The organism is Paenibacillus sp. DMB5, from assembly GCF_001517085.1.
Classification (GTDB): Bacteria; Bacillota; Bacilli; order Paenibacillales; family Paenibacillaceae; genus Paenibacillus_AQ.
Genome location: NZ_LRAC01000014.1, coordinates 14840 through 39319 on the forward strand (window position 1 = coordinate 14840; position 24480 = coordinate 39319).

The 24480-nt window shown below is 34.7% G+C and carries 23 protein-coding genes; 12 read left to right on the plus strand and 11 right to left on the minus strand.

The window, feature by feature from the left end; genetic code table 11:
• Positions 1-198: 198 nt before the first annotated feature.
• On the minus strand, positions 199-1089 hold the full coding sequence (locus AWJ19_RS03420) for a hypothetical protein (RefSeq protein WP_068721585.1): 891 nt from the start codon (positions 1087-1089) through the stop codon (positions 199-201).
• Between the two features lie 694 nt (positions 1090-1783).
• Between AWJ19_RS03420 and AWJ19_RS03425 the strand changes: the two genes are divergently transcribed.
• The 4 genes from AWJ19_RS03425 to AWJ19_RS03440 are packed head-to-tail and all read left to right on the plus strand — an operon-like array spanning position 1784 to position 7267.
• Positions 1784-2977 carry a site-specific integrase gene (locus AWJ19_RS03425; protein ID WP_068721587.1) on the plus strand — a complete coding sequence of 398 codons (1194 nt, stop codon included), beginning with the start codon at positions 1784-1786 and terminating at the stop codon, positions 2975-2977.
• Positions 2961-5183 carry a site-specific integrase gene (locus tag AWJ19_RS33820; RefSeq protein WP_198536457.1) on the plus strand — a complete coding sequence of 741 codons (2223 nt, stop codon included), beginning with the start codon at positions 2961-2963 and terminating at the stop codon, positions 5181-5183. Before AWJ19_RS03425 ends, AWJ19_RS33820 begins: the two co-directional genes overlap by 17 nt.
• Entirely contained in the window at positions 5155-6795 is a 1641-nt protein-coding gene (locus tag AWJ19_RS03435) for a hypothetical protein (protein WP_068721589.1), read from the plus strand. The genes AWJ19_RS33820 and AWJ19_RS03435 overlap by 29 nt, the downstream gene beginning before the upstream one ends.
• A gap of 1 nt (position 6796) precedes the next feature.
• The gene (locus tag AWJ19_RS03440; protein WP_068721591.1) at positions 6797-7267 is read left to right on the plus strand and encodes a hypothetical protein; all 471 of its coding nucleotides are present in this window, start codon (positions 6797-6799) and stop codon (positions 7265-7267) included.
• A gap of 92 nt (positions 7268-7359) precedes the next feature.
• Here the strand turns inward: AWJ19_RS03440 and AWJ19_RS03445 are convergent, their stop codons facing one another.
• Positions 7360-7581, minus strand: a complete 222-nt coding sequence (locus tag AWJ19_RS03445; RefSeq protein ID WP_198536458.1) for a YegP family protein — start codon at positions 7579-7581, stop codon at positions 7360-7362.
• Between the two features lie 123 nt (positions 7582-7704).
• Between AWJ19_RS03445 and AWJ19_RS03450 the strand changes: the two genes are divergently transcribed.
• A complete protein-coding gene (locus AWJ19_RS03450) occupies positions 7705-8103 on the plus strand; it encodes a DUF3908 family protein (protein ID WP_068721593.1) in 399 nt (132 codons plus the stop codon).
• A 103-nt stretch (positions 8104-8206) separates the two neighbouring features.
• A complete protein-coding gene (locus AWJ19_RS03455) occupies positions 8207-9460 on the plus strand; it encodes a replication-associated recombination protein A (protein ID WP_068721594.1) in 1254 nt (417 codons plus the stop codon).
• An 80-nt stretch (positions 9461-9540) separates the two neighbouring features.
• Here the strand turns inward: AWJ19_RS03455 and AWJ19_RS03460 are convergent, their stop codons facing one another.
• Positions 9541-10071 (minus strand): ImmA/IrrE family metallo-endopeptidase, encoded by a 531-nt coding sequence (locus AWJ19_RS03460; RefSeq protein ID WP_068721596.1) that lies wholly within the window; start codon positions 10069-10071, stop codon positions 9541-9543.
• Between the two features lie 28 nt (positions 10072-10099).
• Positions 10100-10411 (minus strand): helix-turn-helix transcriptional regulator, encoded by a 312-nt coding sequence (locus AWJ19_RS03465; RefSeq protein WP_068721598.1) that lies wholly within the window; start codon positions 10409-10411, stop codon positions 10100-10102.
• 388 nt (positions 10412-10799) lie between these two features.
• Between AWJ19_RS03465 and AWJ19_RS35570 the strand changes: the two genes are divergently transcribed.
• From AWJ19_RS35570 to AWJ19_RS03480, 3 genes are all read left to right on the plus strand, one after another.
• Positions 10800-10970: a hypothetical protein gene (locus tag AWJ19_RS35570; protein WP_198536459.1), complete on the plus strand. Its 171-nt coding sequence runs from the start codon at positions 10800-10802 to the stop codon at positions 10968-10970.
• A gap of 273 nt (positions 10971-11243) precedes the next feature.
• A complete protein-coding gene (locus AWJ19_RS03475) occupies positions 11244-11918 on the plus strand; it encodes a hypothetical protein (RefSeq protein ID WP_068721602.1) in 675 nt (224 codons plus the stop codon).
• 72 nt (positions 11919-11990) lie between these two features.
• Positions 11991-12863 carry a hypothetical protein gene (locus AWJ19_RS03480; protein ID WP_068721604.1) on the plus strand — a complete coding sequence of 291 codons (873 nt, stop codon included), beginning with the start codon at positions 11991-11993 and terminating at the stop codon, positions 12861-12863.
• A gap of 19 nt (positions 12864-12882) precedes the next feature.
• Here AWJ19_RS03480 and AWJ19_RS37165 read toward each other — a convergent pair whose 3' ends face one another.
• A complete protein-coding gene (locus AWJ19_RS37165; protein ID WP_347231081.1) occupies positions 12883-13170 on the minus strand; it encodes a helix-turn-helix transcriptional regulator in 288 nt (95 codons plus the stop codon).
• A gap of 114 nt (positions 13171-13284) precedes the next feature.
• Here AWJ19_RS37165 and AWJ19_RS03490 point away from each other — a divergent pair, with 114 nt between their 5' ends.
• The 3 genes from AWJ19_RS03490 (at position 13285) to AWJ19_RS03500 (ending at position 16922) form a co-directional block, all read left to right on the plus strand.
• On the plus strand, positions 13285-13707 hold the full coding sequence (locus tag AWJ19_RS03490; RefSeq protein ID WP_068721609.1) for a hypothetical protein: 423 nt from the start codon (positions 13285-13287) through the stop codon (positions 13705-13707).
• A 27-nt stretch (positions 13708-13734) separates the two neighbouring features.
• Positions 13735-14625 carry a hypothetical protein gene (locus AWJ19_RS03495; protein WP_068721611.1) on the plus strand — a complete coding sequence of 297 codons (891 nt, stop codon included), beginning with the start codon at positions 13735-13737 and terminating at the stop codon, positions 14623-14625.
• Positions 14626-15089: 464 nt separating this feature from the next.
• Entirely contained in the window at positions 15090-16922 is a 1833-nt protein-coding gene (locus AWJ19_RS03500; protein WP_068721613.1) for a hypothetical protein, read from the plus strand.
• A gap of 518 nt (positions 16923-17440) precedes the next feature.
• Here the strand turns inward: AWJ19_RS03500 and AWJ19_RS03505 are convergent.
• From AWJ19_RS03505 to AWJ19_RS03530, 6 genes are all read right to left on the minus strand, one after another.
• On the minus strand, positions 17441-18976 hold the full coding sequence (locus AWJ19_RS03505; protein WP_068721615.1) for a methyl-accepting chemotaxis protein: 1536 nt from the start codon (positions 18974-18976) through the stop codon (positions 17441-17443).
• A gap of 88 nt (positions 18977-19064) precedes the next feature.
• Positions 19065-19424 carry a hypothetical protein gene (locus AWJ19_RS03510; RefSeq protein WP_068721617.1) on the minus strand — a complete coding sequence of 120 codons (360 nt, stop codon included), beginning with the start codon at positions 19422-19424 and terminating at the stop codon, positions 19065-19067.
• Between the two features lie 94 nt (positions 19425-19518).
• Positions 19519-19776 (minus strand): hypothetical protein, encoded by a 258-nt coding sequence (locus AWJ19_RS03515; RefSeq protein WP_068721619.1) that lies wholly within the window; start codon positions 19774-19776, stop codon positions 19519-19521.
• 463 nt (positions 19777-20239) lie between these two features.
• Entirely contained in the window at positions 20240-21343 is a 1104-nt protein-coding gene (locus tag AWJ19_RS03520) for a GerAB/ArcD/ProY family transporter (protein WP_068721622.1), read from the minus strand.
• Between the two features lie 27 nt (positions 21344-21370).
• Positions 21371-22600, minus strand: a complete 1230-nt coding sequence (locus tag AWJ19_RS03525; RefSeq protein ID WP_068721624.1) for a Ger(x)C family spore germination protein — start codon at positions 22598-22600, stop codon at positions 21371-21373.
• A gap of 3 nt (positions 22601-22603) precedes the next feature.
• Positions 22604-24241 carry a spore germination protein gene (locus AWJ19_RS03530; RefSeq protein WP_068721626.1) on the minus strand — a complete coding sequence of 546 codons (1638 nt, stop codon included), beginning with the start codon at positions 24239-24241 and terminating at the stop codon, positions 22604-22606.
• Positions 24242-24480: the final 239 nt, after the last annotated feature.

Consider the following 24480-nt stretch of genomic DNA (forward strand, 5'->3'; position numbering starts at 1 on the left):
CGTACAGCACCAGCTAGTAGAAGTCGGGCAAGCTAGTGTAAATACATCTCAATCTGCGGTAACCACTTATGTCCCATTTGGCAAGTACAGGATAGTTCGGACTATACGGAGCTTCAATTACTACAGGAGTTTATGTCACAGCAAAACCATAAAAAGCTCTGTCCAATTAAAGACAGAGCTTAGAATAATTATTATCGTTTATTGTACTTTTTGAATTGTTGAGAGTGTAAGAAGAATAGCATTGGTTGTACCACCGCCTACATTTGAGAAAGAATATAGTGCTGATGGTACTCCTCTTAAAGTAACATAATCACCGTCAAGAATATCTCCAGTAGACCCGTTGTAAATGCCTATAAGGGAATCACCATTATCATTTAGAATATGGACACTTGCTAATGTTCCAAAATCTGTTTCTTCTTCGGAGATTTGTACTATAGTTCCAGAAACCTCAATCATTTTGTCAAAGTATGGAGTTATATTTTTGAAAAGGTGTCTCGATGTAATACTTGCGTCTACCTCAGCTGCTGCACTATTTTTTGTTTCTACTGTCATAGCAGGGAACAGTTCATAATGATTGATGAGGTAATCTTTGGTTTTGTCATCTAATTCAGCGGCATCTTCTGTAATAACGGGAACGAGTTGTTCCATAATTGTCGCAGCCTTAGATTTTTTTTCAAGTTCCTTTGCTTCCGCCTCGGCCTTCGCCTTCTTTTCAGCCGCCGCCTTTTCTTCAGCCTCTTTTTTTGCTTTCTTCTCTTCCTCAGCCTTAGCGTCAGCTTCTTCTTTTGCTTTTTTCTCAGCTTCCTTTTTTGCTTCATCTTCAGCGGTGCTATTGTTTTCTTGGCTTGCATTGGCACTAACATTAGTTACTTCACTTGAAGATGATTCTGTAGTATTTGATTTATCTGAAGCAGCGGTCTCATCGTTAGAACTATCAGCCGACACTGCTATAATAAACACTACGAAGCAAGCCAAAGCAGAAAGGAAAATTTTCTTTTTATTTGGTTTCTTTCGAATCAAATAAATAAAACCAGTAATTACTAAAATAATACTTGCGAGAAAACTAAGCAACCCCACTGTCATCCACATTCTCTAAAATCCCCCTAAAAATGATAATAAATGCTAAGAGTAGTCTATCAGATATAGGTAAAATTTACTATGTCGTATTTGTTATTAATTTGAAACAAATTGTGAATATAAAACAGTTTGGTTGGTTTTCATGTACTACAGTCATATACTGATAAAACATTCCTTTATCAATATCATTATTAGGAAGGGTCAATAATGTAGAAATTTTAGAAACTCCGTTAGACGGGAGGTCTTAAGAAACATTGATGAGCTCATGGTAAAGAATGAAGTTTAAGATGAACCTTTAAAAGGAATACCAGCTGTTAATGAGGGGACGCTGGTATTGAAGGGTTCATACATAAAGGAAGGAATATCAGTGTTACTAACCAGAGCATATGTATACAGATGTACATCTTAAGAATAGTTTGCTGACGCTACGTAACATGGAAAATCTTTACCAATGGAGCACAAACAGTCATTAATATGGCTGTTTGTACTCTTTTTTAACTGTACATAAACAGAATACATTGTCGTTCACTATTCAGACATAATTTAAAAATAATTTCTACGTTCTTTTCGTTTTTTATGTCGAACTCGTTATAATGCTAATAACACAGAAAAATATCAATCAAAATAATACAAAAAAGTATAAATATAACTAATGGTGTAGTATGTATAATTTAGGGATTTTTAATTTTAGGAACGAAGGTGAAGTATGACATTAAAAATAGAAAAAGCATATATCAAAGTTGCCAACTCAGAATTACAACTACGGTTTGTCATTACCGAAGATGGAATTCCACTGGATGAAGTGAATGCTTGGTTAGATTCAATGAGTGAGAATAGTCCTTTGACAGGAGAGAGATATGGATATGTCCTAAAAGGTTTTCTAGAGTATTTAAAGCTGCTTAGCATGCACTACAGAGACGTGACTAAGCAAGCTACTTTGAAATCATATATCAAGCATTTACTAGGATATAGCGGAGAAAAAATAGTAAATACCGATGGAGTAAAAAATGTTGATGTCGTTATGTACAATGTCTCTGTTATTACACAGTTTTACCTCTGGCTAGAAACCAATGGGAAAATTGATGAATACCCAACTGGAAACGCGATACAGCCCAATCGTAAGGGACAGTTCTATGTTAAGAAGAAATTTATGTATGGTCAAATCTATAAGTTCGACAACAGTAAGAAAAATGAGTTCTATCATCGATTGAGGTTTGCAGATAGACAAGAGCATACGAAATGGTACACCATTGAGGAGATTCAAAAATTTATTGATAATATGCCGAGTCATAAGGACCGGCTAATATTCAGAATTAGTGTTGAATGCGGTCTTCGGATATCAGAAATTTTAGGGCTTCATTTAGAACATGTAAACCGATTTGAGGAACTGCTCGAAGTTAGACGTAATAATAATATTGAAAATTTAGCTTATGCAAAAACCTGGGAGAGAAATGTACCTATTTTAGATGATTATCCGATTTTTGCAGATAACTTAATGACGGATATTGAAAACTATATTAATGGTGAAAGGGAACAATCAGATATCTATCGCAGTTCTTATCTTTTTATAAACAATAAAGGAAAATACAAAGGAATGCCTGTGAAACGAAGGAATTTCCTGAAAATTCTAAAAAGAGTTGGCGCTAAAATCGGCTTTGACCCTACTAAAATAAGAACACACAGTGGAAGAAGTACTCGTGCAGAGACATTAGTCCGAAAATGTTACGAGCAAGGAGATTCCATTGAAATTGTATCTGACTACATTGGAAATAGTGTAGAGACACTGCGTAAGTATTATCGAAACCAAGCGAGTACAGGGACCCAAAAACATACGATGAAAAGAATAGCCCCAAGGCAAATTAAACAGCGAGAGGATGAGAAAAATGCAGATAACAATTAAAGATATGAATAAAAAAACGGGTGGAGCACGAAAAGTATTTAGTATTAATGGTCATGAAATAACCTTTTCAAAAACAGAATCCAATCTAGAATGGATCGAAACTTTTGTGAATGAAGTTCTCACAACACTTGAGGGCTTAGATATAGATGGTTTTATTCGACTTCAACATAAATATAACAAATCTTATTTATTTAAAATTGCAATTATATTTCCAGATTCCCTTGAGAAATTTATTCGTTTTACGACTGAAAAAATGATTGTGCAAGAAAGAGCGCTCACCTATGATTCGATTTTTTCAGAAATATGTGTGGGCACTCCAGAGAGAAACCGATATCAATACAGATTTGCTGTAAGCATAATTGATAAAGTTATAAGAGAATGTGAAGAAAGTCTTTTAGATGCAATTAGGAAGAAAGATAAACATGCAGTATGGATGTACACAAAAATTTTAAATCTTCGCTTGAATGGAGTGGCATTACTGCAATTCTGCTTACAGTTGGGTGAAGCATTCAATGATTATGTACGTTTTTGCGCCGAGGAGTTAAAGGGAGAAGAATTAACATTAGGTTGGGTTCAACTATATAGATATACTTTATTCGGTGATACGAAGGGTTCTTGCACAAATTATGTTTTTCAATTTCTTAATGAGAATAACAATATCTTTAAAAAAGTTCGGACCCAAATATATTTGTCCAAACTTCAAAGCATTGAGAATAAGCAAAACTATAAATTTAACGATGATAAGTGGGAAGTATGTATAGTGGAATTTGAAGTAGTGAGGGTTCATAATTTTGACTTCACATGGTTAGAGGGGAATTTGAAAAAACAAGTTAAAAAGTATATGGATAAACGACTAAAAGAAAGGTCTGAAATACCTAATAAAACTCTTAGCCGGTTGAATGGAATTAAAAGCTGCTTAAATATACTGTTGCCTATATATCCATTATTATCAATTATGGATATTAACATGGCCCATATTGATTTTTTAATCGATGTTCTTCAACAACAAAAAGATAACAAAGGGAATAGAAAATATAGATTATCTACGATTAAAGGATTTTATACCGAATTAAAGCTCTTTTACCAATTCCAATATGAGAAGGAAGACTTATTAGAAGAAGGAATTCCAAATCCATTCGCAGATTTTATGTTTCCAAATATAAATGCATTTGTGAAAAAAACAAAATATATACCTGAAATCGTTATAAGTAAGCTAGAAGAATGTCTATATGAACTGCCACTCCGTGTACAATGCGTTTGGATTATTATGATGCACAGTGGAATGAGAATTGGAGAGGCCTTAGAACTGGATGAAGATAGTTTGTATTTTGATAATGAGGGAAACCAATGGATGCTAAGATATATTCCATTAAAAACAAGGAAAATTCGGAAACAGAAATATCATACAATTCCGGCGCATGAGCAATTATTCAAATATTTTAACATCCAAAAGGATAATACGGCAGCAGTCCGAGAAGAGACAGGCACTAAACGAATATTTGCAACCTTCTTTAACGATAGACTTACTATTCATTCCCGTGACCAGATGGCTGATTCTATTAACAATTTAATTAAAAAATACAATATTACTGATGGTAATGGAAAGCTATATAGATATAGTCACCATCAATGTAGAAAGTCACTCAGTGTTAGCTTGCTTACAAATGGAGCAACCTTGGAAGAAGTTTCAGATTTTTTAGGACATCTAAATTTGAAAACAACTGAAAAGTCTTATAAGGATTTAGAAATGGATAAGTTAGCTGACCTAGAGTTGAAATATTTTAATAATGTTTTTGATGAATCTGCAAATATTGAAGCGCTATCCCCGTATACCCAAGAAGAAAAAGAAATACTCATTCAAGAATTGGAAAGTGGGAGTCGTGAAACACCTGAAGGGCATGGCAGTTGTTTTAAACATATATCATTTGGACCTTGCCCTAAAAATAAGTGTTCTAGCTGCAATTTTCTTATAACTGGACCACAGTATTTGCCTAAATGGTACCAGTTATATATGGAACAGGAACAAGTACTTTGTGAGCTTGTAATGAAATATAAAGAACAGAATATAGAAGGTTATGAGAATTTTATTAATTGTCAGAAGATAAAACATGACCTGGATATTTATAAATTAAAAATTTTGGAAGTAGAAAAAACTGCAGAGAAAGTAGGAATATCATATGAAAGACCAAGTGGTTTATTTATCTGATTATTCTCATAACAACGAGATAAATATATTTAAGGAGCAGCTGCGAAAGAAGGTAACACAATATGGAGAGTTTACATTCGATGATGATAAATGGTACTGTTCGAAAAAACATAAAGATACTCGAAGAAATTCTGTGTATACTCTCTATTTTGAAAAAGTGCCTCCTAAGTACAAAGATTTATTGAAATACTACGCATTGTTTAAAAAAGGAGCTATTCATGGTAAACAGAAAGAAATTATCTACATTAGATATTTCCTGGAATACTTGCTTAAGTATCATCCCAAGACTAAATTGAATAAAGTAAGTAAGGAAATTATTTATCAGTATGAGGTATATATTGGTGAAAACTTAACACCTTCCTCAAAACTAAGATATTATCTGGGAATAAAAAACTTTTTCAAGGTGATGAAGAACTTTCCAGAGTTACCGGATATTAATCCAACAAAATTAAAGAACCCGTTTAAAGAATTTAGAAAAAACAATGATGATAAATACATTCCATTGGAGGTTATACAACAATGGGATAAGCATATGAAAAATGATGTGTTGGATATTCCGATTGAAATAAGAACTGCGTATTGGATACTTCGTAGTTTCCCAAATCGTAGCCATGAGGTATTCGGCAGCAAATTAGATGCTCTTACACGTGGGTTCAGTTACTATATTCTTAACGTTCCAACATGGAAGCAAAATGGTGGATACGATTATGAAGAACTGAAAGAGATACCTATTATTGATGTGGGGCATGGAGGGTATCTTATTCGATTGTTACAGGAATTGAAGGCTCTTAATGAAAAGCGTCTAAGAGAGTTTGAGGTGCCGAAACATAAAAAACAAGGGTTATTCTCGTGCCGGTGGTTTAGGTTTAAAAAGATTGAAGGTTCCTTAGTAGCGTATGAAGCCCCTTATCATAAAGATAAGTTTTCTGCTTTAACAGTAGATAAATTTAATAGATGTATAAAAGATTTGGCGGGTTTTTTAAATATAAAAGATAAAAATGGAAAAACATACGCGCCTACAAGTCATCAATTCCGTCACAATGCAATAACAGACCGTATTTATGTTGGTGGTTACTCGTCTGAACAGGTCTCCGTATTGTCCAAACATAAGAACATGGCGATGTTAAGTCGATACCGGCATCCGTTACATGATGCGATGAGAAAGATTTTAAGCGATAAAAAAAGCTCTTCTGAAACAGCACCTGTGGAAGTGAAAGGGAAGTACTGGAACTTGGATGAAAAGACAGTCAAAATTCTCGAAAAAAGTAAACCTGATGCTTATCTGACTTGGGAAGCAGGCGGTATCAAAGGGGTTGGCATTTGTAGCCAGATTGATAAGTGCAATCCGAAAGGAACCTCTCATCATTTTGAGTGTTATGAATGCGATTGGTTTGTTCCTAAGGCGGAGTATATTGATTATTACAGAAAAGAACTAGAGCACTGGAAAAAGAGGATGATTCAATATGCTAATCACCCCAAGTGGCTTCCAGCATTTGAGAACGCGGTACGAAATGCCCTCTTGGTTGAACGTATAATTAATATATGTGAAAACGGTATTGAGAAGCATAAAGAAGAACTTTTACAGAAAATTCTTAGAGGTGAGTTGATATAGAATGGCTCAAAATCTAAAACAAACTCAAGAAAAGCAGAAACAAGATACGATTCAACGATTACAAGCAGTCATCGATTTCATAAAATTAAATGAGGGCCAACATGCTATTATCTCTATGCAAAAACTTATTACTTATAGTGATGGAGTTTTTTATAAAAGTCTGTTATATAAAGAACATGTTCTCAAGGTTTGGAATCCATCAAAATGGGAAGAGAAGTATGGAAAATTAAAGATAATACGTGAACGCTCAAAGGATAAAGATGTGAGAGCACTTCAACAAGAATTAACCGATTCTTTAAAAAAAATTAAAGAATTGGAAAGAAAAAATTCGGCCTTAAAGATGGACAATGATAATATTCAAGCCAAATATAAAGGATTAAAATTAATATGGGAAGAAGAGCAGCATACAAATGCTATGTTAAGAGGGGAAATCTTAACACTACAGTCCAGACTTGCTGCGAGGGGGCTGTGATTCATGTATGATTGCATTATTCGCTTTATAATAAAATGATATGAGAATAAGATGAGATACGGAAGTTTGTTCAAGTATCTCATCTCAAAATACTAGGTCAAGTCTAAAACAGATGCAAGAGGTGCGTTGGTTCTTACGGATTGGATACCAGCTTTCGCAGACTCCTTTGTCGTATATGTTTCGCTTGTAACGAGTATTTGACCATTAGAAGCCTTTAATACGAAATAGTATTGAGAGTTTGAGCTTTTTTTAATCTCAAATCTAGTCAATTGATTCAACCTCCTTTCCAAATACTTCAAACATGACATTATCATTAAAAGGAGAAAATTGTCTATATGTTTTGATACGTCTAGTTAGACTGACGCTATTCCATATCCCCACTCTGCAGGAAACTCATTTTCATTGTCGAAATAAAGGTGTTAAGGAGGCATAAATTAATGGATGAATATAATCAATTTAGAAATAATTTTGGTGGACATTATCATTTTTTTGACTTTGTAGATAAGGTCGTACCGCAAGATAAAGTAAAACTTTTTTACCCAAAGTTCTTTTTCAGCGACAATCCTCCCTTTGTCGAATTGACGATATTTAGTGACAATAATATTTTCATTTTCACACAATCTGAGGAGATTTTAGAGGTAAGCGTCATCAAGGACTTCAAAGTCAAGAAACTGGGTTATAGGAAGCATTCTGCGCATGCTGTCAATGCTATCATTGAAATTTCATTTGTTTCTGGGGATGAACTAATATTTGATGCTAATCTGGATGCTACAGAGAATTGGCAGTATCACCTATCTAAAATCATTACTAGGATATTTGATACCCTAAGTATGTAGTTTAATGTGATGGAAAGTACCCTAAAGGCTATGGGTGCTTTTTTATTTTGATGTAAATCCAGTATAATGTATAGGTAACGAACATATGTTAGGAGAATTCTCAATGGACTTATTTGAATATAATTTAGACCAAGATAATAAATATAAACCTTTGGCTGAACGTATGAGACCAGTTAATCTCGAAGAGTTTTTCGGACAGAAGCATCTGCTAGCACCAGGCAAAGTTTTAAGAAGACTGATTGAAACTGACCACCTAACAAATATGATTTTCCAAGGGCCTCCATCGAGCGGAAAAACAAGTTTAGCCTCAATTATAAGTAAAATGACAAAAGCTGAGTTTATTCGACTTAATGGTGTAAACCTAACCATTGCAGATATTCGGGATGCGATAAAATCGTCAAAAGAATATTTAAGGCTTTATCAGCAAAGAACGATTTTATTTATTGATGAGATACATGCCATGAAATCAAATGTTCAAGAAGCGTTATTACCTCCAAGTGAAGACGGTACTCTAATACTAATTGGAGCTACAACGGAGTCGGTCATGCATGACATTATTCCTCCACTGGTTTCAAGATGTAAGGTATACTCTTTTACTCCAATGGAATCAGAAGACCATAAAAACATTATTCGTCTTGCTCTAAAGGAAAAAGAACGTGGACTAGCTGGAGAATATGAAATTGAAGAGGATGCCCTGGAATACTTAGTTGATATAACAAACGGCGATGTTCGTAACTCGTTAATTGCTTTAGAAAACGCAGCCTATTCAACTTTGTATGGAGCCGATAAGACAATTAAGTTGGAGCATATACAAGAAGCTGTAGAACAACGAATTAATGGATTATCGACGAGTGATTTTTATGATATTGTTTCAGCCTTTTGTAAATGTTTAAGAGGTGGCCAAACGGACGCAGCACTTTATTGGATGGCTCGGATGCTCTATAGCGGAGTAGACCCCGTTTATATTGCAAGACGAATGGTAGCCCATGCAAGTGAAGATGTGGGAATGGCTAATCCTACGGCTCTACAAATGGCTTTGGCGGCAAGAGATGCAGTACAGTTTGTAGGGATGCCTGAAGGCCGACTGGCGCTTGCACAAGCCGCTGTCTTTATATGTGAAAGCCCAAAGAGCAACAGCGTCTATAAGGCCATTAATTCAGCCATGGAGACCGTAAAAAATAATAGAGCATTTGATGTACCAGCTGAACTTAAAGTGGGTACAAAAACCTATATAAATCCTATTGACCATCCTGAGAGCAAAATGAACTATATGCCTGAACAGCTAAAAAATCATAAGTTCTATAAGCCACAAAATAGTGGAGTAGAAGCTAAAATATACAACAGATATAACGTCTGAATATATCCTCTGATACAAACGAATAAAAGGACCATTTTGTCATCTCAGTGATGAAAAATGGTCCTTCTATTTTTTATGTGTCATTCAAACCAATTTAATTTTCCGAGTCTAATCATTAGTGCTTGTGTACTTACACCAAAGGCATCTGCCATTGTTTTTATTTGCTCATCATCATTGTAATCAATATACCCGTCGTAATTCTCATTAATATATTCCTCTAGTAGTTCTTCAGGCATTAATAAAGCAGCTGCAAAGGCGTTAGCTTCGATTTCTTCGCTGCGCAGCCCATTAGATGAAATAGAATTTCTAAAATTTACAGTTATTGCAGTATCAATATGAGTTTCATGTCCTTTGTGTAATAAAAAATGTCCAATTTCATGAGCAATGGTGAATCTTTGCCTGTTTTTCTTATGCTTATCATTTACTCCAATTACGTAGGTACTTGTCTGAGAGTCTCTTATTAAAACACCAGATAATTGTCCGTCAAAAGGTTCATACTGAATATCAATATTTAGATTTTTCGCTATAGACTCTACATTAATTGGAGGGGTAGTGATTCTATGCTTGTTTAGCAGTTTTTCTGCACTCTTCACAGCAGTAAGAACACTCATTGTTCTCCCTCAGCTTTCTTTGAGTTAACTAATATTTTTTTGCAAAATTTAATACATCAACATCATATTTTCGAAGTTCTTCTTCATTACCAGGTAATTCTACATCGTTTAGAAGTATTCCTTCTGAAGGAAGTAAAGAAAATATATCAACATTCAAAACAATTGCAAAATAATATAAATTATCAATAGGAATCTTTTGTTTGCCTCTTTCAATATTCGTTATTGATGCTCTTGTTAGATTAACTAGTTTAGCTAATTCTTCTTGTGTTAATTTAGAGTTTTCACGTACTTTACGAATTCTTTTCCCAATATCCTCGTAAATAATATCTAAGTTCATCATTTGAATTCCCCATTTCTAATCCCTTCCTTTAATTTATTTTTTAAATACTTATAGTATCTATTCACCACTATTTTTTGTCAATGACACAAACATATAAAAATATAAAATAGTTGATAAGTTATTGTTGCTATACAATTAATGGATACATTTCTCTAAAAAATACAACTAATACAACTAATACACTCAAAAATGTATAAAAGACAATAATCTGAAATGATGTTTATATTGATTTACATGTATTTTATATTTGACAAAATAAATGACAAAGTAAATTTATATTATACAATAAAAAAACGAAGTTATAATGATGGTTGACATGTTTTGGGCCTGTATGTTACTATCACTCTAGCAAGATATCCCAGTCATATGGCAGAGAGGAGGACATAAGATGGCACGAAACGGTGCACCTGGTGCAGGAAGAGTGGGGCAGGTCAAAGGCCGCAGTCAGTTCCAAGCTCCCAATGGAAATTGGACCAAACGTGATGCTTCAACCGGTAAAATACTCGACCAAAAAACGAGTAGCCCAACTCCATTTAAAGGAGTTCGGAAAGAACGATAAAAAGGAGACTTCGCCAAGTCCCCCTTTGAAAAAACGGATGAAGTTTTTACCCCATTTATCATAGGATAATCAATCTTGTTCTTAAAAATGCTCCAACATTTTTAGAACAATTTCAACAGCTATGTTGTATTTATCATAACGTACCTTGGTTTGATTTACAATGTAAAAATCAAACTTTAATGGGTAATAAATGAATGATTATTAGCTGTTGAGAAGATATCTTTCTGTGATAAGTGGAATTTAACTACTCAAATACGAGAGGAAGATTCCATTATGGCAAACATTCAATTGCAGGACGTAGTGATTATTGTGAACGGGACATCCCGTTACAATGGGAATTCATATGATACAGTTCTTGTTAAGACCATGATTAAAACAGATGAGCCGATTCTCGACGAGTACTATGTACCAAGCGGTGTTACTGCTCCGCCAGCTATCCTTGAGCTTTTGCGTTTGCAAAATCTTGAAGTGACCCCATTTAAAGCGAGTACATTGCTGTCAGGAACCGAAGATATTCGTGATGAAGCTTTGAATGGAAATCCAGCTGGGACTTTGGAAGACGCGGCTAAGTTGCTTCTGCTTTCTGTTCTCAAAAAATCAACGCTTGTACCTGTCCCCGGTTCCACAAATCTATATGAATTGACCTACGAATATAAGATTTATCCACTTACCGCTCAAGGACTCCCTAACTCCTACGAGCTGCAAATCCGTGTTCCGTTTGACGGACTTGAAATGGCTGCTGGAGGTCGTGTAGAAGTTTCTGTTATCCTTCCGAGATTTGTAGAAATTGACCCTATTGCTACACAAGGCAAAGACCTTAATGGCCTTGAAATTTCCGAACTCGTATATGAGATGCAGAATGTCAACCGCAAATCAGTGACATTCTCATATCAAAACGACCCACTGTTCACGGTGCGATATAATCACACAGCAGGAATTCAAGGCTAGTCATAAGGTAATCGTTCCCCTGCATTTAAATTGCGGGGGAATGTACTCTTAAATAAATACTGGGGGATAAGAATGTCTCAAATCACGAATTATATACTAAACAATTCATCAGGAATCATTCAAGATACAATCTTTGCTTTTGTCGGAGTGCTTTTGGGACTTATCTTCACACCCAAAAATAATAATCCCGATATCACAAACGGAACCTCGGTTACACAAATTCAGCAAATTATTCAACAAAATATCTACTATTCACCTCGTAACCAACCATCACCACAACTCCAACCTCAAAGAAAAAGTAAGAGTAAGAATTCAACTGATGATGAGCCACCACTTGCATTTTATTTAGTTGTTGCAGTATTCTTGGCTTTCTTCTTCTATAAGTATCACTCCGTTCTTATGGATTACACAATTGGATTTATTATTATGGGACTGACAAGCACGATTACCGTAGCTATCAAACTGCATATGGACAATCAATACGATAATCTTAATAAGTATTGGTCTCTTGTTGCCCTTGTCATTATCGGAATGGATTTTATCACGTTGAGATTGATGAGTAATCAAATCTCAGAATCAACAAGTATAAGCTCACTGTCTGAATTTATCCAGGCCTTTGGTATGAATGGCATTCTTCAAGTTTCATACTTTGCTTTGGGCTTCATTGTTATACAATTATTAAATTTGTTGCTGTTGGCTTTGTTAATCCACATGTTTGCCGTAAACCAATACTTAGCAAGAAGTGGAAGAATATCCGAATTCTTTGTTAGAAAAACAAAAGGATTTGTCTCTAAACCTGTAAGTCTTGCAGTCATTACCGTTTTAATCAGTGCGGTTTCAATCTTATTATCTTCTGGGATATTGTATGATTGGGTATCGCAAGGGATTAATCATAGTACAGCCCTTATGGAGAACTTCACGAAATCACTATCAGAGTCAAAATAACCTTGTAGGCACCCTACTATTATAGAGGGTGTCTTTTTATGTACTCGGAAAAGTTGGTTTCATATTGCTTCATAAATTCAGACGGGCTAAGATTTAGTGCTTTAGTTAACGATAATATTGTGGGAAAGGTTGCTGCTTTTATTCCAGTCTCTAATTCTGAAATAAATGACCTATCTACCTTACTATACAAAGAAAGCTCGTCCTGTGTGAAACCTCTACTTTTTCTAATACTCTGAAGAGTTTGGCCGAATACAATTAATTCAGACCGTTTTTCCTTTTCCAAATGAACACCCCTATTTGAGTTCAAAATTTATACTCAAATAGTAGAGGTTTTTTTTATATGATTTCCGTAGGCTATTGCCTACAAAGATTATTGAATGCTAGTATGTAGATATAATTAGGACTAGGAGGTTTAAAAAAAATGTCGAAAATTGAAGAATATTCAGAAACAATAACCAAAAGTTACAGTGCTCCTATTTTTGGACTGAATGAAGGGCATGTTCAACAGGCGAACTATTTTCTCAACAATAATAATTTTAAGACTGTCCGATGGAACTTGGTTGCTCATGTCGGTGGGGCAAAAAGTATGACATTATTCGGAGAAAAAATTTCGCGGGAATTACCTTATCGATACGGAATGACTTACTTAGGTGCACCTGGTGCGAAAATCTTGGGTTGGATATCAAAAGTAGCAACAGGTTGGAATGTAGAAAAGGCTTTAAATAAATTCCAAATGATGAATCCAGGATATAAAATTAAACAGACTCGGATTATACACGACAGCGGGATTAATTGTGGTGTCTACATTCTATATACATTCAATTGTGAAAAAAATAGCAACTAAATTGAACTGATTGGAGATATTCGATAAATGAAAATTAAATTCTCGATTTTATATCTAGTAAGTTTAGCGCTTTTATCCGGCTGTACCGGCTCCCCAAATGAAGCAGCACTGTCCAGCACGTCAAAGCCACAAAGCACTGCAAAGGTTCAACCTTCCCCTTTTGGAATACCAACGCAGCCAGCAAGTTCAGCACCGGAGAATGAGACGGTTACAGAACAACCAGAAGTGAATGATGCTGAGACCGTCTTGAAGGAATATGCAGATGCATTTATTGAGAAGAGGTTTGATGACTTAAAACCGTTAATATATCCTAATAACTTTAATATTACTGCGGACGAATTGGTGCAGAGAATAAAGGAGAATGATTTCAAAAAAAGTATTTCGTATTCTGAATACATGATTACATCAATTACAGATTACGACGAAACACATAAGATGGCTAAATTACTAGTGAAGCCTTCAGATGGTTCTACTGCCCTTGAGGACACCGTTGGTCTAGTTTTCAGCGACAATAGTTGGAAGGTTGACCTTGCTTTAATTGTTAGAACAGAATCAAACGTTGTGAACATATCAAGTAATAATAATGAAGTGACAGTTACTAAAGTAACCAAGGTAACGAAGTTAAATGGCTACGAGTTTAATATTGAGTATAAGAATAATTTATCAGATAATCGACTTGTTATTGGATGGATGAACAATAGCTTCGCATTACTAAAAACTGAGAAAGGACAACTAACTGAGCAGTTGAGAAAAGCCAATGTCGGGCCACAGGCTACAGGTTCTGTTATTGCTACGTTTATAACACAAGAGAAAGCTTCAGTTAAAAATTTAATTATCCAGGGGGTTCATATAGCAGATTCAAACAATCTCCCTGTTCCAGGTGAAGATAAATTTGATATTAATATTCCTCTACAGTAAAATAGATTAACAACCTATAATTTCTAAAGACGGAAGCCCCGTTTAAATAAAGCGTTAATACGCTTATTTAAACGGGGCTTATTATTTATGGAGGCGACTAATTTGCGATGTGATATTCAAGTTTCAACTAATATTCAACTAGAAATGTGTATAAAAAGTAAAGCCAAAGTAAATGTAAGAATAGGAGATACCTATATTTCTACCGGGTACATTAATAAGTATACATCAAATAGTATTGTACTAAATGGGACGCACTATATTCGCCAAAATATATGCATTATTTTGGCGGGAAATTATTATAGTATGATATGTGGATAGTTTTACTCTCGGAGAAGAAAATAAAAAGGCGTGCTAAGAACATGTAATGAATTTATAAATATTCATTACATGTGACCAATATTATTCAGGCTGCTGTATAATTATGGTATGCTGTTTTATAAATTGCTTCGAGTGGAGGTTCTTTTGTGAACAGCATTCACGATATTAATGATTTATTGACCGAAATGTATGATGAGATTGATAAAGGATTTAACATCGATATTACTCTGGATAAGCATGAAAGATATAAAAACTACCATGAATACTTAACAAATTTGAAGAAAAAAGTAGATAAAGATAAATTGAAATTTGTTTTTATTGGTGAAAAAGGGAGAGGAAAGACAACTACAATAATAAATTTATTTGGGCTGCTAATGGATGATAAAGAACTGTTGGCAACTGGGTCTGGCGGAACGACAGTTTGCGAAGTGGAATTATTGGAAAGTAAGGATCAACATTCTTTTATTGAAATCGTACCTATAGAAGATAAATATATGGAACAATATGTTTACGATTTTTGTTCAACATTCAAGAGAGACGATAAGAATAATGAAACTTATTATGTTCCTACGGAAATAGCACGTTCGATTCGTAACATGCTTAAACTAAATACGATAAAGCTTAAAGAGCTTTATGTCGAAATGAATAATTTCGATTTATTCCATGATGAAATTACTAAGAGACTAAGACTTAATGAAAGAGAAGAGTTCATTGTTCAATGTCAAAGTGACGAATTTGGAAGTTATTTTGAAGATATTCAAAAGAAGTTTAATCTTATCAATTTAGGAAAACTTGATTATATAAAAATACCACAAAAAATTATTCTGCATCTTACAAAGGACGTTTTAGATTTTAGCTTGTTTAAGGATATTAAGACGGTTGTTGATACTAGAGGAATTGATAGCAGTTTAGGAAAAGAAAAGGATGAAACTAAGGAAAAAGATTCCTATAGACGAGAAGATATTCTAGCTTATATTGATAAGCAGCAGGAAGAATGCCTCTTTTTATTTATCGACGGGATAAAGCCGGCTCCTTCAACAGACATCCTGGAAACCATTAGTACTAGAATCACTAAGGAAAATGCGGATCGCTTTTATTTGTTGGTTAACGTACAACACGATGAAGCGGAAAAAGTTATGACTGATGATGGGCCAGCTGGCACGGTAGAATTAGGAGTTGAATATAAACGGGATGATATTATATCAAAATTTGAACAGGAAAATATCCCTTTTAAAGAATCCAACATTCTTTTCTATAATTCTAAATTGAATTACCCTAGTCCGAGTGATATCTTAAATGCGATTAGTCAGAACATAAAAAGTACAAAAAATGAAATATTCTCTTTATCCGATGGTGTTCAAACAGCATTCTACAAATTAAAATATGACCAAGAAAATAATGAACGGGCCTTGGAGTATTATGAAGAATTAATTGAAGAGGTCGGAAACATTGTTCCTAATAAGAACTTAGCGGATGAGATTATTAATGACTTTATAGGTGAAAGAATGCGTAGTGTACACTCTAGTAGACTAAATGCAATAAATAGAGTAAATGGCGACTACGTGTTCTTTAATTTCTATCATCATTTTAGTTTGGCAATAGAAAGAGCGTTTGACCGAATTTATCTTGAAGCGAAGAACGATGTAGCTAAAAAAGTAAACGGGTTTCTTAAATATAGAAACATCAATAAGTTAGAAGAAATTGATTATAAGGCCTTCTTAGATAAGTTTCAAAGAGATTATTTGGAGCAAAGAAGAGAAGTTACAAGTCGATATAAAGATTTATTATTAAAGAGTTTTAGAAACACTTCGTGGGCTAGCGCAAGGAATGAGTATGGGAGAGGTACAGGGGCATATACTTCGAATGTATGCGATATTTATAAAATCGAAATCTTGAATTTAAACGTACTCCACCCATTTAGAGATACCTTCATAGATTCATGGACTAGTATTATTGCAGGAAACAATTTAATAAAGTAAGAATTACTGGACTGAAATAACATTTATAGTTGAATACATGTAATAACAATACCCTCACTTGATTTTCAGAAGTGAGGGTATTGTTCAAGAAGTGTATGAAGCTACAAAAGAGATGATTATAAAGGGGAGATATTAAAGGTAGGAGTAAAAATGTTATATAGGTAAAAAAATTAATTTGAATTTGTTTTCTCAAATAAGCCTAAGATTATTAGAACTAAAATAATTGAATAAAAAAAATATATTTTCTCGAAATAAAAATAAATATTCAAATAAAATTATTAGTAGCCAACAAAAGCAGCGATAAAGGTATATAAAATAATTTTTCATGAACTATCCACCTCTTTAAGTATTAAAAAAAGTATGCCCAAAATAAGGGAGGATAATGTATCATTTTTACCCCAAAATAACCCCCACTTTAGCAAACTAAGTGGGGGTTAATATGAAAATCACCAAAATATTATATGTATAATTTGTACAATAATATTTATATGATACATGTATATTTGTTGGAGCTTAAATCAATCGACTGCAAATTTTCTTTGTAGGGAGTGCGAGAGTTCTTGTAAATCTTTAATGTTTTTATTAACCTGCTGAGAAGAAGTCATTTGGTCTTCACTACTTGCGAATAGTTCTTCTACACATGCAACATTCTCCTCAATTACAGCAGATATATTAGTCATGTCATTTGAAATTTCCTGTGAAGCTACCTCAATATCCTGTATAGATTCGTTTAATCCACTTATAGCTGTAGCCAATTGGCTTATTGTTTGGTAGACCAAATCAAAGTCTGACATGAATTCTTTTGCAGAGGTCATAGAATCATAGGAAGTCTGCTTACCTAATTCCATTTGAGAGACGGAAGTAGCGCTTTCTTCTTGAACTTTGCTGAGTATCACTCTGATTTCATCTGTAGAGTTATTACTGCGTTGGGCTAATTTACGAATTTCGTTTGCTACAACGGCGAAGCCTTTGCCATGCTCTCCAGCCCTTGCTGCTTCTATAGAAGCATTAAGAGCTAACAGGTTAGTTTGGGTAGCTATATCCTGAATTAATGATATGATACCTTCGATTTTTTGTGTTGACTCATTCAAAGTTATAATTGTCTCAGTGGCATTAGTAATTGTCTCGGAAGTTAGAGAAACTTGTTTGTATAATATTCTTGTATTATCACGGTTATCCGACAATGCTTGCTCAGTAGCTAAAGTTCTTTTTTGCATTTGCGTAGAACTTTGGGAGGTTTGCTCAATCATCCTAGTTATTGATTGTACGGAATTTTCCATACTTGATAATGTTTCGCTTTGGTCACTTAGTCCCATTGAAACTTCTCTGAATGACTGCAGCATTTCCGCATTAACACGTATGTTGTTTTCAGATAGTTGTGAAACGTTAGCAGAAGTCTGTTCAAGCTCATCGGAAAGATTTTTTACTGCTTCTAATAGATTAATAATTTCTTCTTGTTTTATTGCTTTCTCTTCTTCTAACTGTTCAGTGATTTTTGTCTTAGAGATGATTTGCAGGATAGTAGCTGCAGAGGTTATTAATAAAAATGCGGCATGAGTTAGCATCATTGTTAGTGGATAATCAGAAACACCAAAAACAAGTTCTGGGATAATAAGATAACCAATAATATGTTGTAATGCAAATAATGCAGTCATGAGAAGCGTAATAAAGATATCTTCGTAATATGCAATTATTGCAATCGCCATGAAAATAGAAAAGTGAAATTCAACGGTCCCTCCACCACCAGCAATCATGGAAAAACAACCGAAAGTAATGGCTAGAGTGTTATAAAGGGGGATGTATTTGTTCTCTGCACTTTTCCAATATAAAAAAATACTGAATCCAATGAAGAAAACTGGTATGACCAATAATATATTTAGTGCAAACGAATAATCATCAAAAATATTTAATGCATTGTTATTTAGATGAAGCATTCCTTGGTCCATTAGTTTGTCCATTACATGGAAAATTCTGTACAATAAATGAGTTAGGAAGCTAAGGAAAAAAGTAGCTAGTGACATTAAAATCATTAATCTGTTTTTCTTTTGAATCATCAATATCATCCCTTCATAATAAAAACAACTGAAAAAAAGTAAATGAATGTTTGGGTAAAGCCTGTATTACCTCAAATCAAATTAGGTATTATCTAATTGGTATACAAGTTTGAAGAAGTTGATGTTTAATAGTTTTTTGATTAGTAAGGAGTTCGTTCATATAAGAATTAATTTGTTTATCTAAATTTTCTAAGACTTCTCGATATAAATCTTTAATATGGTCTTCTGTACAAAATGCTGAACTGTAAAGATAACCATTTGAATAAAGTTTAGATTCGTCAAAAATTTTATTAAGTTTTTCTTTATATATTCTTTTCACAGAACCTTTATCAGGTTTAATTTCATAATAACGATTTGTTTCAATAAGTAATTTCCATGGTTCGATGTAGGTATCTAACTTATTCTTTGATATTTCTACAGTTAATTTGAATATTGTCTGACTGTTCATATTTGTGCCTCCTACTAAATTTTAGAGTAGCCTGAATTCAAGCTACTAATAAGGGAGATGTATTAATGGGGGACTCGGTTTTAAATAATTCTAGTTAAATTTGAACATTATTATTTTTAAGTTGAACTTCTAAATTTGTTTTAATGATAGCAATCCATAGTTGGCCTTTCCAAATACCAAAACGTTTCACATAATCAGTACTATTCCAGTATGAATTTATTTTTAAGGTAAGATGGACTAAATCATTTTCTATGGAATGGATACGTAAAACTTTGGCATATTTCCCCGCTTCATATCCACTAAGAATTTTAACAATATCATTCAGATGTATTTTGATTGTTTGAGAATACAATTATTTACTCCCCCTTATAAAATATTCTGTTTACTCAATGACTTAAGTGAACTGTAAAAGGGAGTTAGACTTAGCTAGCATATGTTCACAAGAATTATTCTAATTTACTATTAAATTTTTTTAGAGTCCAGCTTTTTTTATTAACTAACTAACATTCGTTAGTTTTTGGACAAATAAGCGCATATTTCCTAGAAATTCAATATATTCAGGACAAATGACGTACTCATACGAAAAAAAGAATAGTTCTAAATACACATTTTCTTGAGGTCTATTGATTTTATATCTAAAACCATCTCAGTATTGTGACCTAAATCACATTTTTTGTGTCTTTAGGACTAAAAATAAAAAAGCTAAAGAGCAAATTTTCCGGGTGAAAACCTCATACATTGTATATTTAGAACTATATAATGAAAAAATACATTTGTTGGTTCTTCCTGAGCTTAGCATCAGTATGAGTTATGGTTCAGGTTTTACCTCTTTGCCTTATGCCTTTTCGTAAATACATTGTAATTAACAGGAGTGCTGGCAGAGCGATTTGAAACACGGGCCACCAATATTTTACTGCAATTTCCCTGCCAACCTTTATGAATTCAGTATATGTAGGGGAAAGAAATGCGAGTATATAAATAATAACTCCAATAAAAAGAGTCATTTTCTTGTGGGTGAATCCTGTAACTCTTGTCATGCCTGCTACGGCTCCATTAAAAAATACAGCAAGTTTGATACCAAGGCTAAGGAAAAGTATCATGGTAAAAACAGGGTCAATTCTTTCGATTACCTTTGTTAGTTGAATTAACTGTACGGTTTGTAATAATGGAAGTGCACTATTCGTAGCTATTACAGGTCCTAGCACAAGAATGTTTATCTGATTTAAAATAATTAAGAATAACGCACTGGCACAGTAAGCAGCAATGACCTTAGGCACTATTCGAGACCTATTTGACGTTAAAGGGTAAAACGAAAGAAATACTACAACTTGACCAAAAGGAAATGAGAGGATATCGGGTATTGCTGCTTTAAAAACTCGCCCCCAGCCGTATTCTAATACAGGCAGCATATGGTCAAAATGTATCAAGTGGGTTGCCATCACCATTATGGCAATAAAGATATATCCGATTGTTATAAAGGGAAGGAGCACCATACACATCAGAAATAATACTTCTGGTCCGTAACGTACCGTATTAGATACAACCAATACAACAATTAACATGACTGACCATAATGGAGTACCAGACAGCAGTATAGTTAATGTTACTTCTCCCATATCCCGCAGATTTCTAGAAGCTTCGAGTGCAAAATACCCTATAAAGGCGAGATTAATCACTCCTCCAAGATATTTTCCTGTATACCGGCGGTTTAGTTGAAATAAATCCAGCCCAGGGTCTGTCCGGTGTATTATCAAATGCATCAACAGGAGGATAAGACCGGCTAAAGCTCCTACAAACATTGCAAGCCATGCATCCTGTTTCGCATCTCCGCCAATTAGAAATAAGCTTGTGCTTCCAACTTCAAATAATGCGAGAGTAGTCGCTAATTCAGAAACACGAACATGGGATTTATTAGCCACACAACTGGCCTCCTTTCAACTTTACATTTATTCAAGAGTTTTTTTCATCATTTCTTGGAATGAATTAATGAATAATCGTGTTCTAACGACATCAACTTTAACCTCTGCATTCATGTCGATACGAGCCAATTCTTCTTCCCAAACTGGTTTGAGCTTGTGCCATTCTTTGGGGTTTTGTGCATGAATCATATTACCAATTCCCAGAATATCGACATTCATTGCTTTACTAGAAGCCCAAGCCATTTCCATCTGATTCAGAATCACTTTTTCAATTTCTCGCTTGAGTATATCTATACCTAAAGTTTCACTTAATTCTTCCTGTGTCGTGGTTTCTGTGAGTTCTCCAGTCACATCAGCTTTTACTTTTATGGAATAATGAAAAGGTCCTTTTACAGGAGTGATTTTAACTTTCGATTTAAGGATTTTTACTGCTGACTGATTCTTATTTATGGCCTCATTTGAATTGGGGAAAGAAAGAGTGGTGCCTTTAACTCGGTTGGTTAACCACGATAGTCCCAAACTCTCTTCTGCATTCATCCTCCCTACACTTCGGTCACCTTTGAAAATTATGAGTCCTGTCAACCTTAACTTAGCTTGTTGTGAGGTCTTTGTCATGGATTCTGAAGATTCTAGTTCTTTCGCATTCTCCCCAGATATACCAACTTCAGGAACAGCACCTGTTTTAGATGGCGAGGTTATGGCTAAAGCAAGCTCAAACACAGTAGAAGTTGGATAGAACGATACGAGATATCGTTCTTTCTCTATAATCTCTGAAAGTGCTCGACCTGGTTGCTTCTCAGGGGGAATGTTTTTAGTTAAAATGTCTTTGGCTTTTCCTTCAGTTACAAGTACATGAGCTGTTTCTCTAAAGTCAGGGTTCCGAAAAAAAGAGTCAAAGATGGGAGTTATTCCGTTCTCGGCGATTTCTTTACTTAAAATGAGGATGCTGTTATGAGCGAAAAATATTTTCCGTGGTTCTTCTACCGCGCTCCTTGATATTGCTTCTTGAATTGTTTTACCTTTTGTTGTAAATACGTGGACACCTGCCTGCGACCCACTACCTGACGCGCCGCCCAATGCTGATGAACTAGAAGATGCTACGCTGACTTGATAAGTGACAGAGTAGTTTCCATCACTGCCTTCAACTCCTATACCCGTAGCAATACTAAGGTCATTCAGTTCGGTTGCTCTACCGCATCCCGTTAATGACATCAAAGTAATAACGGCAACAAATGCAACTAAGCAGTTCCGCATCATTCTTTATTTCCTCCTATGCTGTTGCGCTTGTTCAGAAAATAATTTCTTGGTTTCATCTGAACTGGTTGGATATTGATTTGGCGCTTGGCGGTATTTATTGGGCCCAGCTTTCCTGTTCGGTCTTGTCTTCATAGCCCACCAGGGTACTCTTAGTATTAAATCCTTCATATTTGATTTAAAATAAGGTGCATATGGCATGAAATAATTAATTCCGAATGAACGCAGTGATACGAGATGAGCGAGCAATGGAATAAGTCCTGCTAATATGCCAAATAGACCGAAAGTGCCAGCTAGTATCATTAAGGCAAAACGCATCAGTCGGACGGCTGAAGCCATATTGATTGCGGGAATGACAAAGTTTGCGATAGCTGTAAAAGACACGACAATAACCATGGCTCCAGAAACCAGACCAGCCTGAACAGCAGCTTGCCCAAGTACGAGCGCTCCGACTATTGAAATGGCCGGCCCAATGACTTTTGGCATACGAACGCCAGCTTCTCTTATAACTTCAAATATCAATTCCATGGCTAGTGCCTCATACAAAGCTGGAAGGGGGGTGCCTTCCCTCTGTCCCGCAAGTGTAATTAGTAGGGTTGTAGGTATCATCTCTTGTTGAAAAGTAGTTACAGCTATATAAAGGGATGGGAGTAGTAATGCTACAAAAAACGACATTAACCGGATTACGCGGAGAAAAGTTGAAATGTCATAACGCTGATAGTAGTCCTCACTGGACTGGAAAAAGTTAAAGAAAGTTACCGGAGCTATTAGAGTGAACGGCGTTCCATCTACTAAAATTCCTACCATACCATCGAGCATACTACCGGCCACCGTATCGGGACGTTCTGTGTTAAGCATAGTTGGAAACGGAGTGATTGCGGCATCTTGTATCATTTCTTCAATGTATCCACTTTCAAGGATACTGTCTGTATCAATAGCCCTTAGACGTGCATTTACTTCATCAACAACCTCAGGCCGAGCGATTCCTTCGAGATAAGCGACGACAACCCGGGTTTGTGTATACGTCCCAATAATATGTTGTTCAAATTTTAAAGCTGGGGTTCGAAGTTTGCGTCTGAGAAGTGCAAGATTAACGGATAGTTCTTCGGTAAATCCTTCTTTAGGACCACGAATAACAGTTTGAGAAGTAGGTTCTTCCACGGAACGACGAACGCCTCCAGCAATTGAAGCCCCAATCATACAATTATTATTTTGTAGTAAAACCAATGCACCTCCAGATAATATAGTCTTAAAGGCATCATTTTTCGTAAGCAAAATTTGTGTATTCCCTGTTGGTAATTTTGATTTCAAACTTGTAATATTGATGGAGTCATCACTACTGAGTTCTTTAATTACAGTTTCCATTAATTCGGGTAACAAGGTGGTGTCAATCAATCCATCGATAAAGCAAACAGCACCTGGTAGAACTTGTCCATTCATCCCCATCAATTCATTGAGTACAAAATCAGGACTCTGCCCAAAAACAGATTTTAGGGTAGAGATGTTTTTGTCTAATGAAGAAGAAAAAAAATCATGTGAATTTGTATCTGTTTTATCGCCTTGTTCTTTCCCTTGCTTTCCACTCTGATTATTTTGGGTTTCTCTTGCTGGTTTAAATGTTTGTTTTAACCATTTGAAGAACAATCCAATACACCTCCTTCTAAAGTATCCATTATTTTGAACAATTTTATTATTTATTATGTATGAGACATAATTTTCAAAAGCTACATCATCACAATCCTACAATTTGCAGTTAATGGTTTAAAGAATGAGTTATAAATAGTCGAAGAAAACTAAAGATTATGGAAAAGATAATCAAATCTTATGAAGGTTAAAATTATAATTGATACAGGATAGGAATTTATATCAGATGAAACTAAATT